General features: G+C 62.7%; 15 protein-coding genes. 11 read left to right on the top strand and 4 right to left on the bottom strand.

Annotated features, from left to right (window positions below):
• The first annotated feature begins 141 nt into the window (after positions 1-141).
• The 3 genes from AB4Z53_RS28670 to AB4Z53_RS28660 are packed head-to-tail and all read left to right on the top strand — an operon-like array spanning position 142 to position 5,113.
• The gene (locus AB4Z53_RS28670) at positions 142-1,212 is read left to right on the top strand and encodes an HlyD family efflux transporter periplasmic adaptor subunit (protein WP_113539132.1); all 1,071 of its coding nucleotides are present in this window, start codon (positions 142-144) and stop codon (positions 1,210-1,212) included.
• Positions 1,212-3,998, top strand: a complete 2,787-nt coding sequence (gene rbbA, locus AB4Z53_RS28665; protein ID WP_113539131.1) for a ribosome-associated ATPase/putative transporter RbbA — start codon at positions 1,212-1,214, stop codon at positions 3,996-3,998. Before AB4Z53_RS28670 ends, rbbA begins: the two co-directional genes overlap by 1 nt.
• A gap of 2 nt (positions 3,999-4,000) precedes the next feature.
• On the top strand, positions 4,001-5,113 hold the full coding sequence (locus AB4Z53_RS28660; protein ID WP_441598905.1) for an ABC transporter permease: 1,113 nt from the start codon (positions 4,001-4,003) through the stop codon (positions 5,111-5,113).
• A gap of 80 nt (positions 5,114-5,193) precedes the next feature.
• Here the strand turns inward: AB4Z53_RS28660 and AB4Z53_RS28655 are convergent, their stop codons facing one another.
• Positions 5,194-5,637, bottom strand: coding sequence for a hypothetical protein (locus tag AB4Z53_RS28655; protein WP_113539129.1), 444 nt, complete (start codon positions 5,635-5,637; stop codon positions 5,194-5,196).
• A 498-nt stretch (positions 5,638-6,135) separates the two neighbouring features.
• Between AB4Z53_RS28655 and AB4Z53_RS28650 the strand changes: the two genes are divergently transcribed.
• The 3 genes from AB4Z53_RS28650 (at position 6,136) to AB4Z53_RS28640 (ending at position 8,833) form a co-directional block, all read left to right on the top strand.
• Complete coding sequence (locus AB4Z53_RS28650; RefSeq protein WP_441598904.1) at positions 6,136-6,930, top strand: hypothetical protein; 795 nt, start codon at positions 6,136-6,138, stop codon at positions 6,928-6,930.
• A 134-nt stretch (positions 6,931-7,064) separates the two neighbouring features.
• Positions 7,065-7,739, top strand: coding sequence for a hypothetical protein (locus tag AB4Z53_RS28645; RefSeq protein WP_441598903.1), 675 nt, complete (start codon positions 7,065-7,067; stop codon positions 7,737-7,739).
• A gap of 152 nt (positions 7,740-7,891) precedes the next feature.
• The gene (locus AB4Z53_RS28640) at positions 7,892-8,833 is read left to right on the top strand and encodes an MYG1 family protein (protein WP_441598902.1); all 942 of its coding nucleotides are present in this window, start codon (positions 7,892-7,894) and stop codon (positions 8,831-8,833) included.
• Positions 8,834-8,939: 106 nt separating this feature from the next.
• On the opposite strand, the gene AB4Z53_RS28635 is transcribed toward AB4Z53_RS28640, so the two are convergent.
• The gene (locus AB4Z53_RS28635) at positions 8,940-9,839 is read right to left on the bottom strand and encodes a LysR family transcriptional regulator (protein ID WP_441598901.1); all 900 of its coding nucleotides are present in this window, start codon (positions 9,837-9,839) and stop codon (positions 8,940-8,942) included.
• A gap of 116 nt (positions 9,840-9,955) precedes the next feature.
• Between AB4Z53_RS28635 and AB4Z53_RS28630 the strand changes: the two genes are divergently transcribed.
• A complete protein-coding gene (locus AB4Z53_RS28630) occupies positions 9,956-10,792 on the top strand; it encodes an oxidoreductase (protein ID WP_113539124.1) in 837 nt (278 codons plus the stop codon).
• Positions 10,793-10,861: 69 nt separating this feature from the next.
• Here the strand turns inward: AB4Z53_RS28630 and AB4Z53_RS28625 are convergent, their stop codons facing one another.
• On the bottom strand, positions 10,862-12,136 hold the full coding sequence (locus AB4Z53_RS28625; RefSeq protein ID WP_441598900.1) for an MFS transporter: 1,275 nt from the start codon (positions 12,134-12,136) through the stop codon (positions 10,862-10,864).
• Between the two features lie 107 nt (positions 12,137-12,243).
• Here AB4Z53_RS28625 and AB4Z53_RS28620 point away from each other — a divergent pair, with 107 nt between their 5' ends.
• Positions 12,244-12,693: a winged helix-turn-helix transcriptional regulator gene (locus AB4Z53_RS28620; protein WP_113539122.1), complete on the top strand. Its 450-nt coding sequence runs from the start codon at positions 12,244-12,246 to the stop codon at positions 12,691-12,693.
• A gap of 112 nt (positions 12,694-12,805) precedes the next feature.
• Positions 12,806-13,990 (top strand): GGDEF domain-containing protein, encoded by a 1,185-nt coding sequence (locus tag AB4Z53_RS28615; protein ID WP_441598899.1) that lies wholly within the window; start codon positions 12,806-12,808, stop codon positions 13,988-13,990.
• A gap of 15 nt (positions 13,991-14,005) precedes the next feature.
• Here the strand turns inward: AB4Z53_RS28615 and AB4Z53_RS28610 are convergent, their stop codons facing one another.
• Positions 14,006-15,421, bottom strand: coding sequence for an aldehyde dehydrogenase family protein (locus AB4Z53_RS28610; RefSeq protein ID WP_441598932.1), 1,416 nt, complete (start codon positions 15,419-15,421; stop codon positions 14,006-14,008).
• Between the two features lie 97 nt (positions 15,422-15,518).
• Here AB4Z53_RS28610 and AB4Z53_RS28605 point away from each other — a divergent pair, with 97 nt between their 5' ends.
• Together AB4Z53_RS28605 and AB4Z53_RS28600 are read left to right on the top strand one after the other, a co-directional pair.
• Positions 15,519-16,439 carry a LysR family transcriptional regulator gene (locus AB4Z53_RS28605; protein ID WP_441598898.1) on the top strand — a complete coding sequence of 307 codons (921 nt, stop codon included), beginning with the start codon at positions 15,519-15,521 and terminating at the stop codon, positions 16,437-16,439.
• A 402-nt stretch (positions 16,440-16,841) separates the two neighbouring features.
• Complete coding sequence (locus AB4Z53_RS28600) at positions 16,842-17,345, top strand: RNA polymerase sigma factor (protein WP_441598931.1); 504 nt, start codon at positions 16,842-16,844, stop codon at positions 17,343-17,345.
• Position 17,346 lies beyond the last annotated feature (1 nt).

Genomic DNA, 17,346 nt, shown 5'->3' with positions numbered 1-17,346 from the left:
TGAGTCAATGCGAAGGCCCGGTTCTTCGGGCCTGTTCTAGCGACCCTTTGCACCGCGTGGCGCGGTCGCTTCGTCTATTCCCGGTTGTGTTTGGACGGCCGCGGGCTATTGTTACGGTATATGTTGAAGGTGGACGCTGAGATGGAAAAAGCCCGGAAGAATTGGTTCTTGGTCGGTCTGGTCATTCTGGCGCTCGCGGGCGGCTACTATGCCTGGCAGAACCTGGATCGCAATGCGCTGCCCGCGGGGATTGCGAGCGGCAACGGACGCATAGAGGCTGTCGAGATCGATATCTCGACCAAGACGGCCGGCAGGATCAAGGAGATCCTGGTGGACGAGGGGGACTTCGTTACTGCCGGCCAGGTGCTCGCCCAGATGGACACCGTGCAGTTGGAGGCCCACAAGCGGCAAGCCGAGGCGCAGCAGCAGCGTGCGATCATCGGCGTCGAAGCGGCAAAGAACCTGGTGACGCAGCGCGAAGCCGAGAAGGCGGCGGCCGAGGCTGTACTGGCACAGCGCAAGGCACAACTGGACGCTGCGGAACGGCGCCTTGCCCGCTCCGAGCAACTCGTCAGGACGAGCACCGTTTCGCAGCAGGTGCTGGATGACGACCGGGCGACCGCCGAGGGCGCGCGGGCCGCCGCCAGTGCGGCGGAAGCTTCGCTTGCCGCGTCGAATGCGGCAATCAATTCGGCCAAGTCCCAGGTCATCGATGCCGAAGCCGCGGTCGAGGCCGCCAAGGCGTCGGTCGAAAGCATCATCGCCGACATCAACGACAGCACCCTGATCTCGCCGCGCGACGGCCGTATTCAATATCGTGTGGTCCAGCCCGGCGAAGTGCTGGCGGCTGGTGGCCGCGTCCTCAATCTCGTCGATCTCGGCGATGTCTACATGACGTTCTTCCTGCCGACGGATCAGGCCGGCCGCCTGTCGATCGGCAGCGAGGTCCGGCTGGTGCTGGATGCCGCCCCGCAATATATCATTCCTGCCAAGGTCTCCTATGTCGCCGATGTCGCGCAGTTTACGCCGAAGACGGTGGAGACCGCCGAGGAACGGCAGAAGTTGACCTTCCGCATCAAGGCGCAGATCCCGAAGGAACTCCTGAAGAAGTACATCCGCATGGTGAAAACCGGTCTTCCGGGCGTTGCCTATGTGAAGGTCGACCCGAATGCAGAGTGGCCGGCGAGCCAGACCGGCACGCTGGTGCAGTGATGGCCGCCCCGGACCGGGCCGGCCTGCAGCCGGCAGAGCCCGTGGTTCGCTTGAGCGCCGTCACCCTTTCCTATGGGAAGACGAAGGCTCTGGACGAGGTGACGCTGGATATTCCGTCCGGCTGCATGGCCGGGCTGATCGGACCGGACGGCGTCGGGAAATCGAGCCTGCTGTCTCTCGTTGCTGGCGCCCGCGCCGTGCAGGTGGGCAGCGTCGAGGTGCTTGGCGGCGACATTGCCGATGCCGGCCATCGCCGCCGGACCTGCCCACGCATCGCCTATATGCCGCAGGGTCTCGGCAAGAACCTCTATCCGACGCTTTCCGTTTTCGAGAACGTCGATTTCTTCGGCCGACTCTTCGGCCATGATCGCGAGGAACGCGAAAGGCGGATAGCCAGCCTGCTCGAAAGCACCGGGCTTGCTCCCTTCGCGGAGCGCCCCGCGGGCAAGCTCTCCGGCGGCATGAAGCAAAAACTCGGGCTTTGCTGCGCGCTGATCCACGATCCCGATCTCCTGATCCTCGATGAACCGACGACCGGCGTGGACCCTTTGTCGCGACGGCAGTTTTGGGAACTGATCGACGACATCCGTGCTGAGCGGCCGGGCATGAGCGTCATCGTCGCGACTGCCTATATGGAGGAGGCCGCCCGCTTCGACTGGCTGGTCGCGATGGATGCCGGCCGGGTGCTGGCAACGGGCACACCCGATCAACTGCTTGAAAAGACCGGGGTCGACACGCTCGACGCTGCCTTCATCGCGCTGCTGCCGGAGGATATCAGGGGCGAACACCACGATGTCGTCATTCCGCCGCGCCCGGAAGGCGCGGGCGATGATATCGCCATCGAGGCGAACAACCTCACCATGCGCTTTGGCGATTTCGTCGCCGTCGACAATGTCAGCTTCCGCATCGGCCGTGGCGAGATCTTCGGTTTCCTGGGTTCCAACGGCTGCGGCAAGACGACGACGATGAAGATGCTGACGGGCCTGCTCGCCGCCAGCGAAGGTACGGCAAAGCTCTTCGGACGCGAGGTCGACCCGCGCGACATGGAGGTGCGCCACCGCGTTGGCTACATGTCGCAGGCCTTCTCGCTCTATACCGAACTCACGGTGCTGCAGAACCTGGAACTGCATGCCAAGCTGTTCGGCATGGCGGCGGACAGCATTCCCAATCGGATCGAGGAACTGGCGAAGCGCTTCGATCTCTCGGACGTGATGGAAGCCTTGCCGGACGCCTTGCCGCTTGGCGTGCGCCAAAGGCTGTCGCTTGCGGTCGCGCTGATCCATTCACCCGATATCCTCATCCTCGATGAGCCGACATCCGGCGTCGATCCCGTGGCGCGCGACAGTTTCTGGCAGATCCTCGTCGATCTCTCCCGCAACGACCAGGTGACGATCTTCATCTCCACCCACTTCATGAACGAAGCGATGCGCTGCGATCGCATGTCGCTGATGCATGCGGGCAAGGTGCTCGTCAGCGATACGCCGGTCGGTATCATGAAGAGCCGTTCCGCCGCGACGCTGGAAGAGGCTTTCATCGCCTATCTGGAGGAGGCGATCGCCGGGGCGAAACAGCCGGTGCCCGCAGTGGTCAGGGCCAAGACGCCGCTGGAGCCGGTCGCTAAGCGAACGGCCGAGGCGACACGGCCTCCGAAGTCCGGTTTTTTCGACGTCGGGCGGATGTTCAGCTATACCCGCCGCGAGGCCCTGGAACTGGTGCGCGATCCCATTCGCGCGACGCTTGCCACGATCGGCACGGTCATCCTGATGTTCGTCATCGGCTACGGCATCAACATGGACGTCGAGGACCTTACCTTTGCAGTGCTCGACCGCGACCAGACGACGACCAGCCGCGAATATATTCTCGAAATTGCCGGCTCGCGCTACTTCATCGAGAAGGATCCGATCACCGACTATGCCGATCTGGACCGGCGCATGCGCAACGGCGAACTGAGCCTCGCGATCGAGATCCCACCGGGTTTTGCCCGGGATGCGGCGCGCGGCGACACGGTGCAAATCGCCGCCTGGATCGATGGCGCGATGGCGAGCCGTGCCGAAACGGTCAAGGGTTACGTGCAGGGGCTGCACGCCCATTGGCTGACCGGCAAGATCCGAGAGCGCTATGGAGCGGCCGCAACCACGGGCGCGTTCAAGATCGAGACACGCTTCCGCTATAATCCCGACGTCAAGAGCATCGTCGCCATGGTGCCGGCGGTCATCCCGCTGTTGCTGATGTTGATCCCGGCCATGCTTTCGGCCCTCAGCGTCGTGCGCGAAAAGGAGCTGGGGTCGATCGTCAATCTCTACGTCTCGCCGGTGACGCGGCTCGAATTCCTGATCGGCAAGCAGATACCCTATATCGCCCTGGCGATGCTCAACTTCGTGCTGCTGACGGCTTTTGCGGTCTTCGTCTTCCGGGTGCCCTTTACCGGCAGCCTGCTTACCTGGACGGTCGCGGGGCTGATCTATGTCTCGGCGGCAACGGCCATGGGGCTGGTCATCTCCACCTTCATGTCGAGCCAGATCGCCGCGATCTTCGGCACGGCGATCCTGACGCTCATTCCGGCGATCCAGTATTCCGGCATGATCGATCCGGTTTCCTCGCTCGAAGGCGCGGGCGCCTTCATCGGCCAGATCTATCCGACCACGCATTTCATGACGATCGCCCGCGGCACTTTTTCCAAGGCGCTCGGCTTCGCCGATCTCGGCGGTGCCTTCGTGCCGATGCTGATCGCGGTGCCGGTGCTGCTGGCGATCGGCACGTTCTCCCTCAAGAAGCAGGCGAGGTAGCGATGCGCCTGTCCCACATCTACCATCTCGGCATCAAGGAACTCTGGGGGCTCTGGCGCGATCCGATCCTGCTGATCCTGATCGTCTATTCCTTCACGCTGTCGGTCTATACGGGCTCGACCGCAATGCCCGAAACGCTGAACCGCGCGGCGATCGCCATCGTTGACGAAGACCAGTCGCCGGTTTCGACGCGGATATCGACGGCTTTCTACCCGCCCTATTTCGTGCCGCCACAGATGATCACGCCGGCGGAAATGGACCGGCGCATGGACCAGGGGCTCGATACTTTCGCGCTCGACATCCCGCCGAATTTCCAGACGGACCTCCTGGCCGGTCGCTTGCCGACGATCCAGCTCAATGTCGACGCGACGCGCATGAGCCAGGCTTTTTCCGGCAACGGCTATATCCAGCAGATCGTGACCGGCGAGGTCTCTGGCTTTCTGGAGCGCCACCGCAACGAGACGCCGCTTCCGGTCGATCTCGTTCTGCGCGCCCGCTTCAACGCCGAACTCAACAAGGGCTGGTTCGGCGCGGTCATGAACGTCATCACCAACATCACCATCCTGTCGATCGTCTTGACGGGCGCGGCCCTCATCCGTGAACGCGAGCACGGGACCGTCGAGCACCTGCTGGTCATGCCCGTGACCCCGTTCGAAATCATGGTCAGCAAGGTCTGGTCGATGGGGCTGGTGGTGCTCATAGCGTCGGCGGTCTCTCTGATATTCGTCGTCAAGGGCGCGCTTGCTGTTCCCGTGCAGGGGTCGTTTGCCCTGTTCCTACTGGCAACGGCGTTGCAGCTCTTTGCGACAACGTCGATGGGCATCCTGCTGGCCACGGTTGCGGGCTCCATGCCGCAGTTCGGCCTGCTGCTGATGCTGGTGCTCTTGCCGCTCCAGGCCCTGTCCGGCGGCATGACGCCGCGCGAAAGCATGCCCGAGATCATCCAGAACATCATGCTGGCGGCGCCGAACACGCATTTCGTCATTCTGGCGCAGGCGGTTCTGTTTCGCGATGCGGGGCTGGACGTGGTCTGGCCGCAGCTTCTTGCCTTGCTGCTGATCGGCGCGATCCTGTTTGCCTTCGCCATGCGGCGCTTCCGGGCGTTCCTGAAGTAGACAACGCGCCCGGCGCTCGATTCAAGAGGCGATGCCGGCGGATCTGCGCTTGATCGCTGCACTCCAGGCTGCGGGAGGGATCAGGCGGGAATGAATTTCCCGTCGTAGCGCACGCGAAAATTCCGGCGTTGGGCGTCTTCCTGGAAGCAGACAAACACGAGTTCGAGATCGTGCGTGCTGTTGCGTCTGCCCAGCAGGCTCAAGGTGATGACGATCACGCCGCCATAGGTGCGCGTCAGATTGATGGCCGCGCGCCGGATTTCATTCGTCCCGGCATCGTCCCGGTCTTCGCGCCGTTCGTACACCTGCCAGAAAGGCGCGCTCTCCCAAGCCGTTCGCAGTGCTTCGGTTATCTCCGCCTTGAACTCTTCAACCGATCGGCCCTTGCTCCATGAAACGGTCCGTTCGGTGTGATCGCCAAAGATATCGAGATAGGCGTCATAGTCGTCTGGATCGGAAAAACACCGCTCGATCATTCCGAATGCCACGTCGTCGGAAATTGCTGCCTTAAAGAAAATCGTCATCGAATCGCAATCCTGCCTTGAACACCTATGTTGTCAAAGCGTCGGCGGCGTATCCAGTCCTTCGGCTGCTGATCGCTACCGCACGAACAACTAATCGTCTCGCTGCCGGTGTTTAGACGGGCTGGGCGCATCACGTAGGCAGCCGATTTTGGCTTCATGATTGTTGCCTCATATTCGGGGTCCATGCTATCTTTGGTTTTATTATTGGCTGGCGCAACTTTCATTCTCCTGTCGCCTTCTGAGGAGCAATCCTCGTGGCGACCGCGCAAGAACTGTTTGTTTTGATAGTCATATTTGCAGCATGAATTTTACAGGATCGAGCGTGGCCGCTCCATTCTGAAAATCCGGGGCCGCGACAGTCGGGAGAGGTACACTTTTTTGATCGGGATGGCATTTCCACGAGAAGTATTCTCGCGTTCAGTGGTCATTGTCTGTCTGTTGGTTGGGCTTTTGGCCTCCGCCGCGACGGCTCGCGCGGCGCCAGCCGATGACACCGACATGCAGTTCTTCGTGGTTCGCAGCGGTCAGCCCGGGTGCGAGCCGACCTGTCCGGAGTGGATATCGGCCGAAGGGGCGATCGTCCGCGACAGCCCGGCACTGCTCAAGAAGCTGCTCAAAACCATCGGCAATCGCCGCCTTCCGGTCGTGGTGACGTCGCCCGGCGGAGATGTCGATGCGGCGCTGGCGCTCGGGCGGATCATCAGGGCGCGCAAGCTTGAAGTGGCGGTCGGCAAGACCCGCTTCATCGGTTGCCAGCCGCAGCAGAAGGATTGCCGCGACAACGACGGCAGGGGCGCGCGCTATATCGGAATCGCCTATTCGGGCGGAGCCTATTGCAACTCGGCCTGTCCGCTGATGCTGGCCGGCGGCACCCGGCGCGTAGTCGGCCAGTGGGCATATCTCGGCGTTCACCAGATCACCACGGTCCACACGCAGGTCCTGACGCGGTACCAGGAGAAGTACCGCATCGTGAACGGCAAGAAGAAAGTCACCAGCAAGAAGGTCGTCAGCCGAAAGAATGTCGGCACCCGCACGACCTATGAGATGAGCAAGGCGCAGGAGCGCGAACTGGCGGCCTACCTTGCGGAGATGGGTGTCGGGCGTGCGGTCATCGATCAGATGAAGATCACGTTCGCTAACGACATGCGCAAGATCGAGCCGGTGGCGATGATGGAAATGAAGCTGATCACGCAGCTGGGCGGGGTCGAACTGCTGACCGCGGCCGGGGTCTGCAAGACGGTGCCCGCCTCCGCCCATTGCCGGGTTTTCGTCATGTCGGACCTGAAGCGCTAGACCCGGGGACTTTTAGGTTGGAGACTGCGATGCGAGTATGGAGTTCTCCACCCGGTCCTGCCACGACCCGCCTGAAATGCGTTGTGGCTCTGATCTGCCTTCTGGCCGCAGGCCTGTTGATGGAGCGGCCGGCAATGGCAGAGCAGGAGATGCGGTTTGTCGTCGTGCGCTCTAACCAGGCCGGGTGCGAGCCGACATGTCCGGAATGGATTTCCGCCGCAGGCGCTATCGGTCCGAAGACACCGGCCCTGCTGAAGGCAACCTTGAAGACGCTCGCAGGCCGCAAGCTGCCATTGGTCCTGCGATCGCCCGGTGGCGACATGGCAGCTGCGATGGCACTCGGCCGCCTCATCCGCAAGAGCAAGCTCAGCGTGGCGGTGGGCACGACCATGTTCGTTGGATGTCAGCGCGATCAGAAGAATTGTACCGCAAACGACAAAAAGGGGGCCGATTACATCGGCAAGGCAGTTTCGCTTGGAGCCTGCGAGCAGGCCTGCACGCTCGTGCTTGCGTCCGGCATTCGGCGGCTGGCGGGAGAAGGGACGATCGTTGATGACATTCCGATGCTGGCCGGAAACGAGGCCGATACCCGCAAACTCGTGGCCTACTACGGCGAAATGGGCGTCCGCTACCAGTCTTTGGCCGAACGCCTGCGCAACGCGGCTGGTAGACTCCACCCCTATCAATTGTCCCTAGAGCTGATGTTGACGGACCAGCTGCCCGTCGGCCAACTGGTCGATGCGGAAATTTGCCGCGCTGTGCCTGCGCCCGACAATTGCCGGGTCTTCACCACGCTAGACCTGGAGTAGCTGCGTGGGCCCAATATTTGTCGGCCAGTCGTCTCCTGCCAAGGTCAGCATGCGGGCCTCCATGCGGGCAAGGAACGATGGTGGGTTGAGGTGGCAGCCAGCAATGGCTATGTGGTGCGCTTCCTCTTCAACGAACCACAAGGCCGAACCGGATGATCCCAGAGTTTCTCGTTACCCATTCCGGTGGCTTCCATGCCGACGAACTGTTGTCCACCGTGATCCTCACGCGGCTTTTCCCTGAGGCTCGTATCATGCGCAGCCGGGCTCCTGAATGGATCAGGCCTGGTGCTGACCGCATCGTGTACGACGTTGGCGGCCAGTATGACCCTGCTGCCGGCATCTTCGATCATCACCAGCGCGGGGCGCCGCTCAGGGAGGACGGCCAGCCCTACAGTTCGTTCGGGCTGATCTGGAAGCACTTTGGTCGCGACTATCTCGCCGCTTCAGACGTACCTGAAGACCATATCGAGGCGGTCCATGCAGCCTTTGACGCGCGCTTCGTGCTTCCGGTCGACCTGGTGGACAACGGTGCCTTCGACCCTTCCGTTGCCGGGCCGCTGGCGGGGCTGACGTTGCCGGCACTTCTGGAAACCTTGAAGCCGGTCTTCGACCAGGCAGGCCCCGAGGCAGACGATCGCGGCTTTCAGGCGGCGCTGGCGGTTGCCCGCACGCTCGTCGAGGCCGGCGTCGCGCAGCGCGCCGCCAAGCTCAGGGCCGAGGCGTTCGTTCTGCAGCAGATCGCCCGTGCTGGAGATGGCCGTGTTCTCGAATTGCCGATGGGCATGCCCTTCCGCCCGGCCATCGTGAAGTCCGGTGCCGATCATCTGCTGTTCGTCGTGCACCCGCGCGACAAGGACTGGTGCCTGACTGGCATTCGCAAGTCCGATGAGGGCTTTGAGCTACGCGCAGACCTGCCTGCCGCCTGGGCTGGCCTGACCAATGGCGATCTGGAAGCCGCTTGCGGGGTCGCCGGCGCAAGCTTCTGCCACAATGGCCGCTTCATCGCGGCCGCTGCGACGCGCGAAGCGGCTCTTGCCATGGCTGAACTGGCGGTCGCAGAGGCCACGTCGTCGGCTGTCGAAGCGCAGGCCTAGGCCAAAGGATGCCCTGCATCGGGCACTTCGCCTGCTTAGGCCCCAGCCGGAAACGGCGGACCAGCACCGGCCGCGGCGCGGTCGGTCGCCTGAAGCGACTTCGCGCTCAAGTTTTGGTGCCCGCCATCCTGATGAAATCGACGAAGGCGCGCAACGCCGCGGGCATCTGTCGCCGGCTGGGATAGTATAGGTAAAGGCCGCCGTAATAGGGGCACCAATCCTCCAGCACCCGAACGAGCTTCCCCTCGTCGACGAGCGACTGCACCTGATCCTCGAAGGTGAAGGTCACGCCGGCGCCGGCAAGGGCGGCGTCCACCATCATGTCCTGGTCGTCGACGATCAGCGGGCCGTTGACTTCGACCTGAAGTTCAACGCCGCCGCGCTCGAACTCCCATGCATAGAGCCGGCCGCTGCCAAAGCGCAGCCCGACGCAGGGGAGTTGCTTCAGGTGATCGGGAGCGGTTGGCTTTGGAAAGCGCTCGAAGAAGGTGGGCGTTGCCACGATCGCCGTGCGCTGGCGCGGCCCGATCGGTACGGCGATCATGTCCTGCGCGATCACTTCGCCGAAACGAATGCCGGCGTCGAAACCTTCCGATACCATGTCGACGAGGTCGTTGTCGGTGACGATTTCGATGCTGATCTTCGGGTAAGCTTCGAGAAAACGCGCGACCAAAGGCAGAAGCACCATCTTCGCGGCGGCTCGCGCCGCATTGAGCTTCAGGCGCCCGACGGGTGTGCCTCGGAAGTTGTTGAGGTCGTCGAGCGCATCCTCGATGTCGCGGAAGGCGGGGGCGACGCGTGCGAGGAGGAGCTCGCCTGCTTCCGTCAACGCGACGCTGCGGGTCGTTCGGTTGAAGAGGCGGAGATCGAGACGCTCTTCGAGCGCTTTCAGCGCATGGCTGAGGGCCGAGGGCGTGCAGCCGAGCTCGTCGGCGGCCCGGCGGAAGCTGCGATGCCGGGCCAAGGCCAGGAAGGAGGACAGGTCGGACGGTGATATGGTTCTCATTGGTGAACTGTATTCATCAGCTTGAGGAGAATCCAGTCGATTATCTCAGTAGCCAGGGCGCGGTAAAACCTTCTCAGCCGCCGACGATGGAGCGGCGACACAAACAGGAGGTTCTCATGCATACATGGTTCGTTACCGGGGCATCGCGCGGATTTGGTGCCCTCATTGTTGAAAGGGCGCTCGCCAAGGGCGATCAGGTCGTCGCCACCGCGCGCAATCCGAAGGCGATCGTCGAGCGTTTCGGCGAGCAAGCCAACCTTCTGGCAGTCGCGCTCGATGTTACCGATGAGGCCCAGGCGCATCAGGCGGTCGGCCAGGCGATCGCACGCTTTGGCCGGATCGATGTTCTGGTCAACAATGCAGGCTACGGTCTGCTGGGTGCAGTCGAAGAAGCAAGCGGCGCCGAGATCGAGGCGCTCTATCGCACCAACGTCTTCGGCCTGCTGGCCGTTACCCGGGCCGTGCTGCCGCACATGCGCCGCCAGCGTTCGGGACGCATCCTGAACTTCTCGTCGGTCGGCGGCTATCGCAGCGGCCCCGGCTTCGGGGTCTATTGCTCGACGAAGTTCGCGGTCGAAGGCTTGACCGAAGCACTTGCGGCTGAACTCGCCCCGCTCGGTATCCATGCGACGGCGATCGAGCCCGGCTACTTCCGTACCGACTTCCTGGATTCGACCTCGCTCAGCGTCAGCCCGATCGAGATCGAGGACTATGCGGAAACGGCCGGCGTCGTTCGCAGCAAGGCGAAGGAAATCAGCCACAACCAGCCGGGCAACCCCGACAAGCTGGCCGAGGTAGTGGTCGCCTTCGCCGACGCAGAAAATCCGCCGGTCAGGCTCCCGCTCGGCAGCGACACGGTGGCAGCGATCGAGGCCAAACACTCATCGGATGCAGAGCTCCTCGCCCAATGGCGTGCCGTGTCCGCTTCGACCGATTTCGACCCGGCCGCATAAACGTCGAGGCGGCGGTCAGCCGCCACCTCAAAGGTCCCGCCATGGTGCGGGGCCATCGTCACAGGTGGTTCACCCGTTCGACGCTACGCCTCCCCCGGGATGCTTCGATCCCGAAGGTCTCGTCGCCAGCCAGAAGAGCAGCGAAGCAAGGCTGATAGCGGCGCCCATCAGGCACACGCCGCTCCATCCCGCATGCGCATAGGCGACCGTGGAGAGGGAAGAGCCGATCGCGCTGCCAAGCGAATAGAAGAGCATGTAGGCAGCCGTCAGTCGGTTCTGCGCTTCCGGGCGGACGCGATAGATCAGGGCCTGGTTCGTCACGTGGACCGCCTGGAGCCCGAAATCGAGCACGAGGACCCCGGCGATCAGCCAGAGGAGGGAGTGGTCCAGCAGGGAGATCGGCAGCCACGCGGCAAGCATCAGGGCGAGCGCAATTCCGGTTGTTGTCTGGCCAAAGCCGCGATCGGCCCAATGGCCGGCGCGCGAAGCGGCCAACGCCCCGGCGATGCCAGCGAGGCCGAAGAGGCCGACCCCGGTATGCGACATCGAGAAAGGCGGCGCACTCAGCGGCAGAACAAGCGGTGTGAGCAGCGTCGTCACATTCGCGAAGATCAGCATGGCGATCACGCCGCGGGTGCGCAGCACCGGCTCTTCCCAGATCAGCTTGAAGGTGGAGCCGATGAGGCGGGGGTAGCTGAGCTTGCTCGTTTCCCTTCTCTGCTGCGGCAGCAGCCTGTAAAGCAGGCCGGCGATCAACAAGGTTGCGACGCAGGATGCGAGATAGACTGATCGCCAGCCGGCAAGATCCGTCAGAAGACCAGCGATCGTGCGGGCGGAGAGGATGCCGATGACGATACCGCTGGTAACGAACCCGACCACCCGCCCGCGCTCCGATGGATCGGCCAGGCTGGCCGCATAGGCGACCAGGGCCTGCGTCAGGACGGCAAGCATGCCGACGGCGGCGATCGAGGCCATCAGCATTTCGGCACTGGCCGATAGGGCCACAAAGCTGAGAGCGACCACGGACAGAAGGGACTGGACGATGATGACCTTGCGGCGATCGAAGAGATCGCCAAGGGGAACGAGCAGGATCAGGCCGAGCGCGTAGCCGATCTGCGTCGCGCCGACGATCAGGCCGGCGCTTGTCTGCGACAGCTTAAGATCCGCGGCCATCACATCCAGCAGCGGGTGGGCAAAATAGGCGTTGGCGACCGCCAGGCCAGAGGCAAAGGCGAAGAGGGTCAACATCGGGCGCGTCAGGAGTGACGTCGCAGTCTTGCCGGCGCTCAGGCACGCAGCGTCGTTTGCGGCGTCGATCGACGCCGCAGCAGCTCTACCATCCATTGGACTTCTTCCTTATTTCGGTTTAATAATGAAACCAAAATAATGGATACCAATTTGGTTTCATAATACAACCAAAAATTCATGACCCGTGAGAGAGGAGAGTTCGTATGGTGGCGCGCAGAAGCCTCAAGGGGGACTACTGCCCCAGCGCGCGATCTCTGGATGCGATCGGCGACTGGTGGTCGCTGTTGATCGTGCGCGATGCGTTCGACGGGTTGCGACGCTTTAGCGATTTTCAGAAAAGCCTCGGCATTGCCAAGAATATCCTGACGGATCGCCTGCGCACGCTCGTCGACCGCGGCATTCTGGAGACGGTTCCCGTCGGCGATGCGAAAACGCGGGTGGAGTATCAGCTGACGGCGATGGGCCGGGACCTCTTTCCCGTGATGGTCGCCTTGCGCCAGTTCGGCGAACGACACCTCTTTCAGCCTGGCGAGGAACATTCCCTGCTGGTCGAAAAGGAAACAGGGCTACCAGTCAAGCTCGATATCCGCACGCAGGATGGCAGGCCGATCGAGGCTGTCGAGACGGTCCTGATCAAGGTTCCCGAAGACTGACGCTGCTCAGCGCAACGTTCGATACTTCTGCGGCGAATCGATCTAACTTTAGACGAATATTCAGTTTTCTCTTTTAGTTTGCAGGTGTCCTTCCGCAGCCGGGGAATTGGTAATGAGCGTAATCACGCTGGACCAGGTCGAGAACCAGATCGCGCGCGGCTTTCGCTATCTGCAGTTCTCGCCGGAGATCGAGGCGCTGTTCCGCAAGGAATATGCAGCCGAGCGTGTGCGGCTCGCGGTGATCTGGGGCGTGATCGGCGTCTTCATCTACGACCTGGTCTATTTCGGCGACCGTACGATGCTGCCGGATGTGTTCGACGAGTTGCTCGTCGCCCGTTTCCTGGTGTTCACGCCTTTCGTCATCGGCTGTATCCTCGCCGTGCGCCGCTGGCCGAATGCGCTCCTCTACGACATTCTGGCGGTGGCAATAGCGGTGCTCGGCGTCACCTTGCCGATGGCGGCGGCCACGCAGAGCGCCAGTTCGTACCTGTTCGTCTATCAAAACGGCAATTCTGCCGCCTTTTTGTTCTTCGTCATCGCGCTGCGACCGCGTTTCCTTGCCGTCGTGATCGGGCTTGCGCTGATGTGTGCCTCCCATTTTACGACCACGCGTCTGACCGGCGCTTTCGATGATGTCACCTATTCCGGCATCATCACCTTCTATCTGACGCTGTCGATCTTTCTGGCGGTCAGCGCCTATTTCCTGGAGCAGAAGGACCGGCAGAATTTTCTCAACCAGCTGCGTGGTAGCCTTCTCTATCGCCGGCTTGAGCGCAACGCTGAGCGGGATGAGCTGACGGGACTGCTGAACCGCCGGTCGCTGGCGCGGGTGGGCGAGATGCTGTGGAACGACGCGCCGCACCTGGTGCCGGTTTCCGCGATCCTTTTGGATATCGATCACTTCAAGCGGTTCAACGACGTTCACGGCCACATAGAGGGCGACTCCTGCATCCGCGCCGTCTCCCAAAGCATCCGCGATACGGTGGACGAGGCCTCCTTCGTCTTCCGCTTCGGCGGGGAGGAAATGCTGGTGCTCGCCGCGGGTCGGGAGCCGCTGCAGGCGCTGGCGATGGCCGAGCGGATCCGCACGGCGATCGAACGGCTTGCCATTGCGCACCGCGGACTTGGCGACGGGTGCGTGACCGCAAGCCTCGGCGTCGCCTCGGCCCTTGCGGCCGAAACGACGCTTGAAAAGCTGCTGCAAAAGGCCGACAGCGCCCTCTACGAGGCAAAGCGCATGGGCCGCAACACGGTCGCGCTCGCAAGTGCCCCGGAGCCCGGCGCGCAGGTCGCCTGAAAGGTGGATTGCCGCTTAGCCGATGATCGCCTTCGGCTCGAGGAAGGCTTCGAGGCCGAAGGGGCCAAATTCACGGCCGATGCCGGAATGCTTGAACCCACCGAAGGGAGCCTCAGCATCCGCCGGCGATTCATTGAGGACCACGCGCCCGGCCTCGAGCTGGCTGGCCACGCGGTGCATGCGCGTCCCGTCAGTTCCGAGAACATAGGATTGCAGGCCATAGTCCGTGTCGTTGGCGATGGCGATCGCCTCGTCTTCGTCGCGATAGGAAAGAACGCTGAGGACCGGGCCGAAGATTTCCTCGCGCGCGATCCGCATGTCGTTGGTGACGTCGGTGAAAACGGTGGGGCGAACGAACCAACCACGGTCGAGCCCTTCGGGGCGACCTTCGCCACCGACCAGTAACGTTGCGCCGTCCTCCTGCGCAAGACGAATATAGGACTGGACACGCTGCCATTGTCTGGCGCTGACCATGGGGCCGATCTCCGACGCCGGGTCGCTCGAAGGGCCGGTCTTCAGTGCCGAGACGGCGGCTGCGAGTCGGGAGGTCACTTCCGCATGCTTCCGCTTCGAAACCAGAAGTCGGGTCCCGGCGATGCAGGCCTGGCCGCTGTTGCGGAAGGCGGAAGCAAGCAGATGCGGGATGGCGTGATCGAGATCGGCATCGTCGAGCAGGATCTGCGGTCCTTTGCCGCCGAGCTCAAGTGTCACCCGCTTGAAGGTTTCCGCCGCGGTTCGGAGGATCGTCCGTCCGGTCGCGGTCGAACCGGTGAATGTGATCTTGGCGATACCTGGGTTTTGGCTGAGCTCGGCGCCGACGACATGGCCGTAGCCATTGACGACGTTGAGGACGCCGTGCGGAAGTCCGGCTTCGTGCAGGGCTTCCAGCAGCGTCTGGGTCTGGATGGCGCTCATTTCCGACGGCTTGATCACGATGGTCGTGCCGGCTGCGATCGCGGTCGCGAGCTTGGTGCAGATGAAGCCTATATTGCTGTTCCACGGGGTGATGGCGGCGGCAACGCCGACGGGTTCCATGACCACCTCGGCGTTGCCGATCTGCCGGGTGAAGGCATAATCCGCCACGGTCTTCGCGGCGACGTCGAAAACGCGTGCGGCATGCGGCACCGAAAAAGCGAGGAAGGATTGCGGCGCGCCGTATTCCGTTGCCATGGCCTCATGCAGGGTCCCGGCGCGCGCCGCGACGGCGTCGCGCAACGCGTGCAACATGGCGATGCGTTCGCCCGGCGTCGTGCGTCGCATCGCGGGGAAGGCGCGCCTCGCGGCTGCGATGGCCGCGCGGGCGTCTTGCGCATCACCGAGGCGGACTTCGCCGATCTTCTCTTCGGTGGCGGGATTGAAAAGCTCGAAACGCTCGCTGCTCTCCGGTGTCACGAAAGCGCCGTCCACGTAGATCTGCTCGATCATTTTCATCATTCGGTTTCCTTTTGCGATGAAAGGGGATATGCGCCGGAACGGCCGCTAGGATAAGATTATCAATCATAGACAGGTTGATGAGGAAAATTGTGCAATGAGGCCCAGTCTCTCCGAACTCGAGGCGGTGACGGCGATCGCGCGGCTTGGCGGCTTCCGCGCCGCGGCCCGGGAACTCGGCGTGTCATCCTCCGCGCTCAGCCATGCCGTGTCGGCGCTGGAAGAACGGCTGGACGTCCGTCTCTTCAACCGGACGACCCGGTCGGTGGCATTGACGGCGGCGGGCGAGGCTTTCGTGGCGGAAGTCCTGCCGGCTCTCGCCGCGATCGACGGCGCGGTTGAGAGGGTGACGGAATCTCGGACTCGACCGAGCGGAACGCTGCGGCTGAATACCTCGCCCGGTGCGGCACGCATCGTGCTGCAGCCGCTGCTCATGGAGTATCTCCGCCGCTTTCCGGAAATGGCGGTGGAGGTGGCGACCGACAATGCCCTGGTCGACATCGTTGCCCTCGGTTTTGATGCCGGTTTCCGGCTGGCAGAGGCGGTGCCGCCGGACATGATCGCCGTTCCGGTGACGCGCCGGACGCGCATGATCGTCGTCGGATCGCCGGACTATTTCCATGAAAGGGCGGCGCCGCTGCGACCGGGCGATCTCGTGAACCACACCTGTATCCGGGGGCGGATGGCGAGCGGCCGGATCTACCACTGGGAATTCTCGCGTCGTGGTGAAAGCGTGGAGATCGATGTGCCCGGACGGCTCATCCTGGACGAGAGCGGGCTGATGCTCGAGGCGGCACTATGTGGCGCGGGACTGGCTTATCTCTCCGATCATGCAGTCCAGGAGCACGTCGCTTCCGGGCGATTGCTGCAGGTTCTCGATGATTGGACGCCACCCTATGACGGCCTGTGCCTCTATTTCTCCGGCCGACGACACGTGCCGGCAAAACTCCGCGTGTTGATCGAACTCGTCAGAGAGTTGCGCGTCGAAGGTGGTGGAGCCGTCGGCGCTACGCCCTGAATCACGATCGAAATAAAACGAGACGAACCGGGCAGGTTGGGCGCTCGACTGCCGTTTCGTTGGCCATGGCGAGAAACCGGAAAAACCGCCATGTTCGCCATCCCTGCCGCGTCCGGTTGACGCGGTTCGCACTCAGATGGGTAATGGTGTTTCGGGGGAAAAGTTCCGCTGCAGCAACGGGGTAGGGTGCCTGGCCGAGGACAATCGCGCTCGACGGCAATGCGCTGCCGTCACTGCCTCGAAAAATAACATGACTATTACAGACAAGTTTACTTCTGCGTGCTAAGAGACTTCGCGTTCGCTGGGTCAGCCTGTCCATTGATCGCCTCGCGGCAGGCAGTGCGAACGACGCTGGACGCCACATCAAAGTTGTTTTGTTCGGATCAGACGCCCTTGGTCGACATGGAAACGCGCCATCAGGTCTATTTCGCCAATCGGACCGCTTTGGTCGCCTATGCCACCCGCATCGTCGGATCGCGCGAAACTGCCGAAGACATCGTGCAGGAGGCGTTCATCCGCTTCGCGCCGGCCAACGCCGACAACGGTTCCCTGGGGCTTACGCCCGCCTATCTCTACAGGATCGTCCGCAACCTCTGCCTGGATCTCCTCAAGCGCCGGAAGATCGAGGCACGGGAGGAACAGGGCGAACCGCCTTTCTGGTCGATGCCGATCGAGATGCCGACGCCCGAAGATATCGCGGTGGTGAGCGACGAGATCAGGCGCATTTCCGGCGTCCTCGACGATCTTCCTGTGGAGGTTCGCGTGGCCCTTGAGATGCACCGCTTCGGTGGGTACACCCTGGAAGAAATCGCCGCCCACCTGAACATCTCCGTCGCAACCGCCCACCGCCATGTGCGCACTGCCATGATGCGGGTGGCGGCAACCCTGGCAGGCGACGCCCCCTAGA

Source organism: Ensifer sp. 2TAB8 (genome assembly GCF_052115125.1).
Lineage (GTDB): Bacteria > Pseudomonadota > Alphaproteobacteria > Rhizobiales > Rhizobiaceae > Ensifer.
This window is presented reverse-complemented; position numbering and strand designations above follow the sequence as displayed.

Coding starts and splice junctions, on each gene's coding strand:
- AB4Z53_RS28670 (WP_113539132.1), top strand. CDS start 142: ATGGAAAAAGCCCGGAAGAATTGGTTCTTGGTCGGTCTGGTCATTCTG.
- rbbA (WP_113539131.1), top strand. CDS start 1,212: ATGGCCGCCCCGGACCGGGCCGGCCTGCAGCCGGCAGAGCCCGTGGTT.
- AB4Z53_RS28660 (WP_441598905.1), top strand. CDS start 4,001: ATGCGCCTGTCCCACATCTACCATCTCGGCATCAAGGAACTCTGGGGG.
- AB4Z53_RS28655 (WP_113539129.1), bottom strand. CDS start 5,637: ATGACGATTTTCTTTAAGGCAGCAATTTCCGACGACGTGGCATTCGGA.
- AB4Z53_RS28650 (WP_441598904.1), top strand. CDS start 6,136: ATGCAGTTCTTCGTGGTTCGCAGCGGTCAGCCCGGGTGCGAGCCGACC.
- AB4Z53_RS28645 (WP_441598903.1), top strand. CDS start 7,065: ATGGCAGAGCAGGAGATGCGGTTTGTCGTCGTGCGCTCTAACCAGGCC.
- AB4Z53_RS28640 (WP_441598902.1), top strand. CDS start 7,892: ATGATCCCAGAGTTTCTCGTTACCCATTCCGGTGGCTTCCATGCCGAC.
- AB4Z53_RS28635 (WP_441598901.1), bottom strand. CDS start 9,839: ATGAGAACCATATCACCGTCCGACCTGTCCTCCTTCCTGGCCTTGGCC.
- AB4Z53_RS28630 (WP_113539124.1), top strand. CDS start 9,956: ATGCATACATGGTTCGTTACCGGGGCATCGCGCGGATTTGGTGCCCTC.
- AB4Z53_RS28625 (WP_441598900.1), bottom strand. CDS start 12,136: ATGGATGGTAGAGCTGCTGCGGCGTCGATCGACGCCGCAAACGACGCT.
- AB4Z53_RS28620 (WP_113539122.1), top strand. CDS start 12,244: ATGGTGGCGCGCAGAAGCCTCAAGGGGGACTACTGCCCCAGCGCGCGA.
- AB4Z53_RS28615 (WP_441598899.1), top strand. CDS start 12,806: ATGAGCGTAATCACGCTGGACCAGGTCGAGAACCAGATCGCGCGCGGC.
- AB4Z53_RS28610 (WP_441598932.1), bottom strand. CDS start 15,421: ATGAAAATGATCGAGCAGATCTACGTGGACGGCGCTTTCGTGACACCG.
- AB4Z53_RS28605 (WP_441598898.1), top strand. CDS start 15,519: ATGAGGCCCAGTCTCTCCGAACTCGAGGCGGTGACGGCGATCGCGCGG.
- AB4Z53_RS28600 (WP_441598931.1), top strand. CDS start 16,842: ATGGAAACGCGCCATCAGGTCTATTTCGCCAATCGGACCGCTTTGGTC.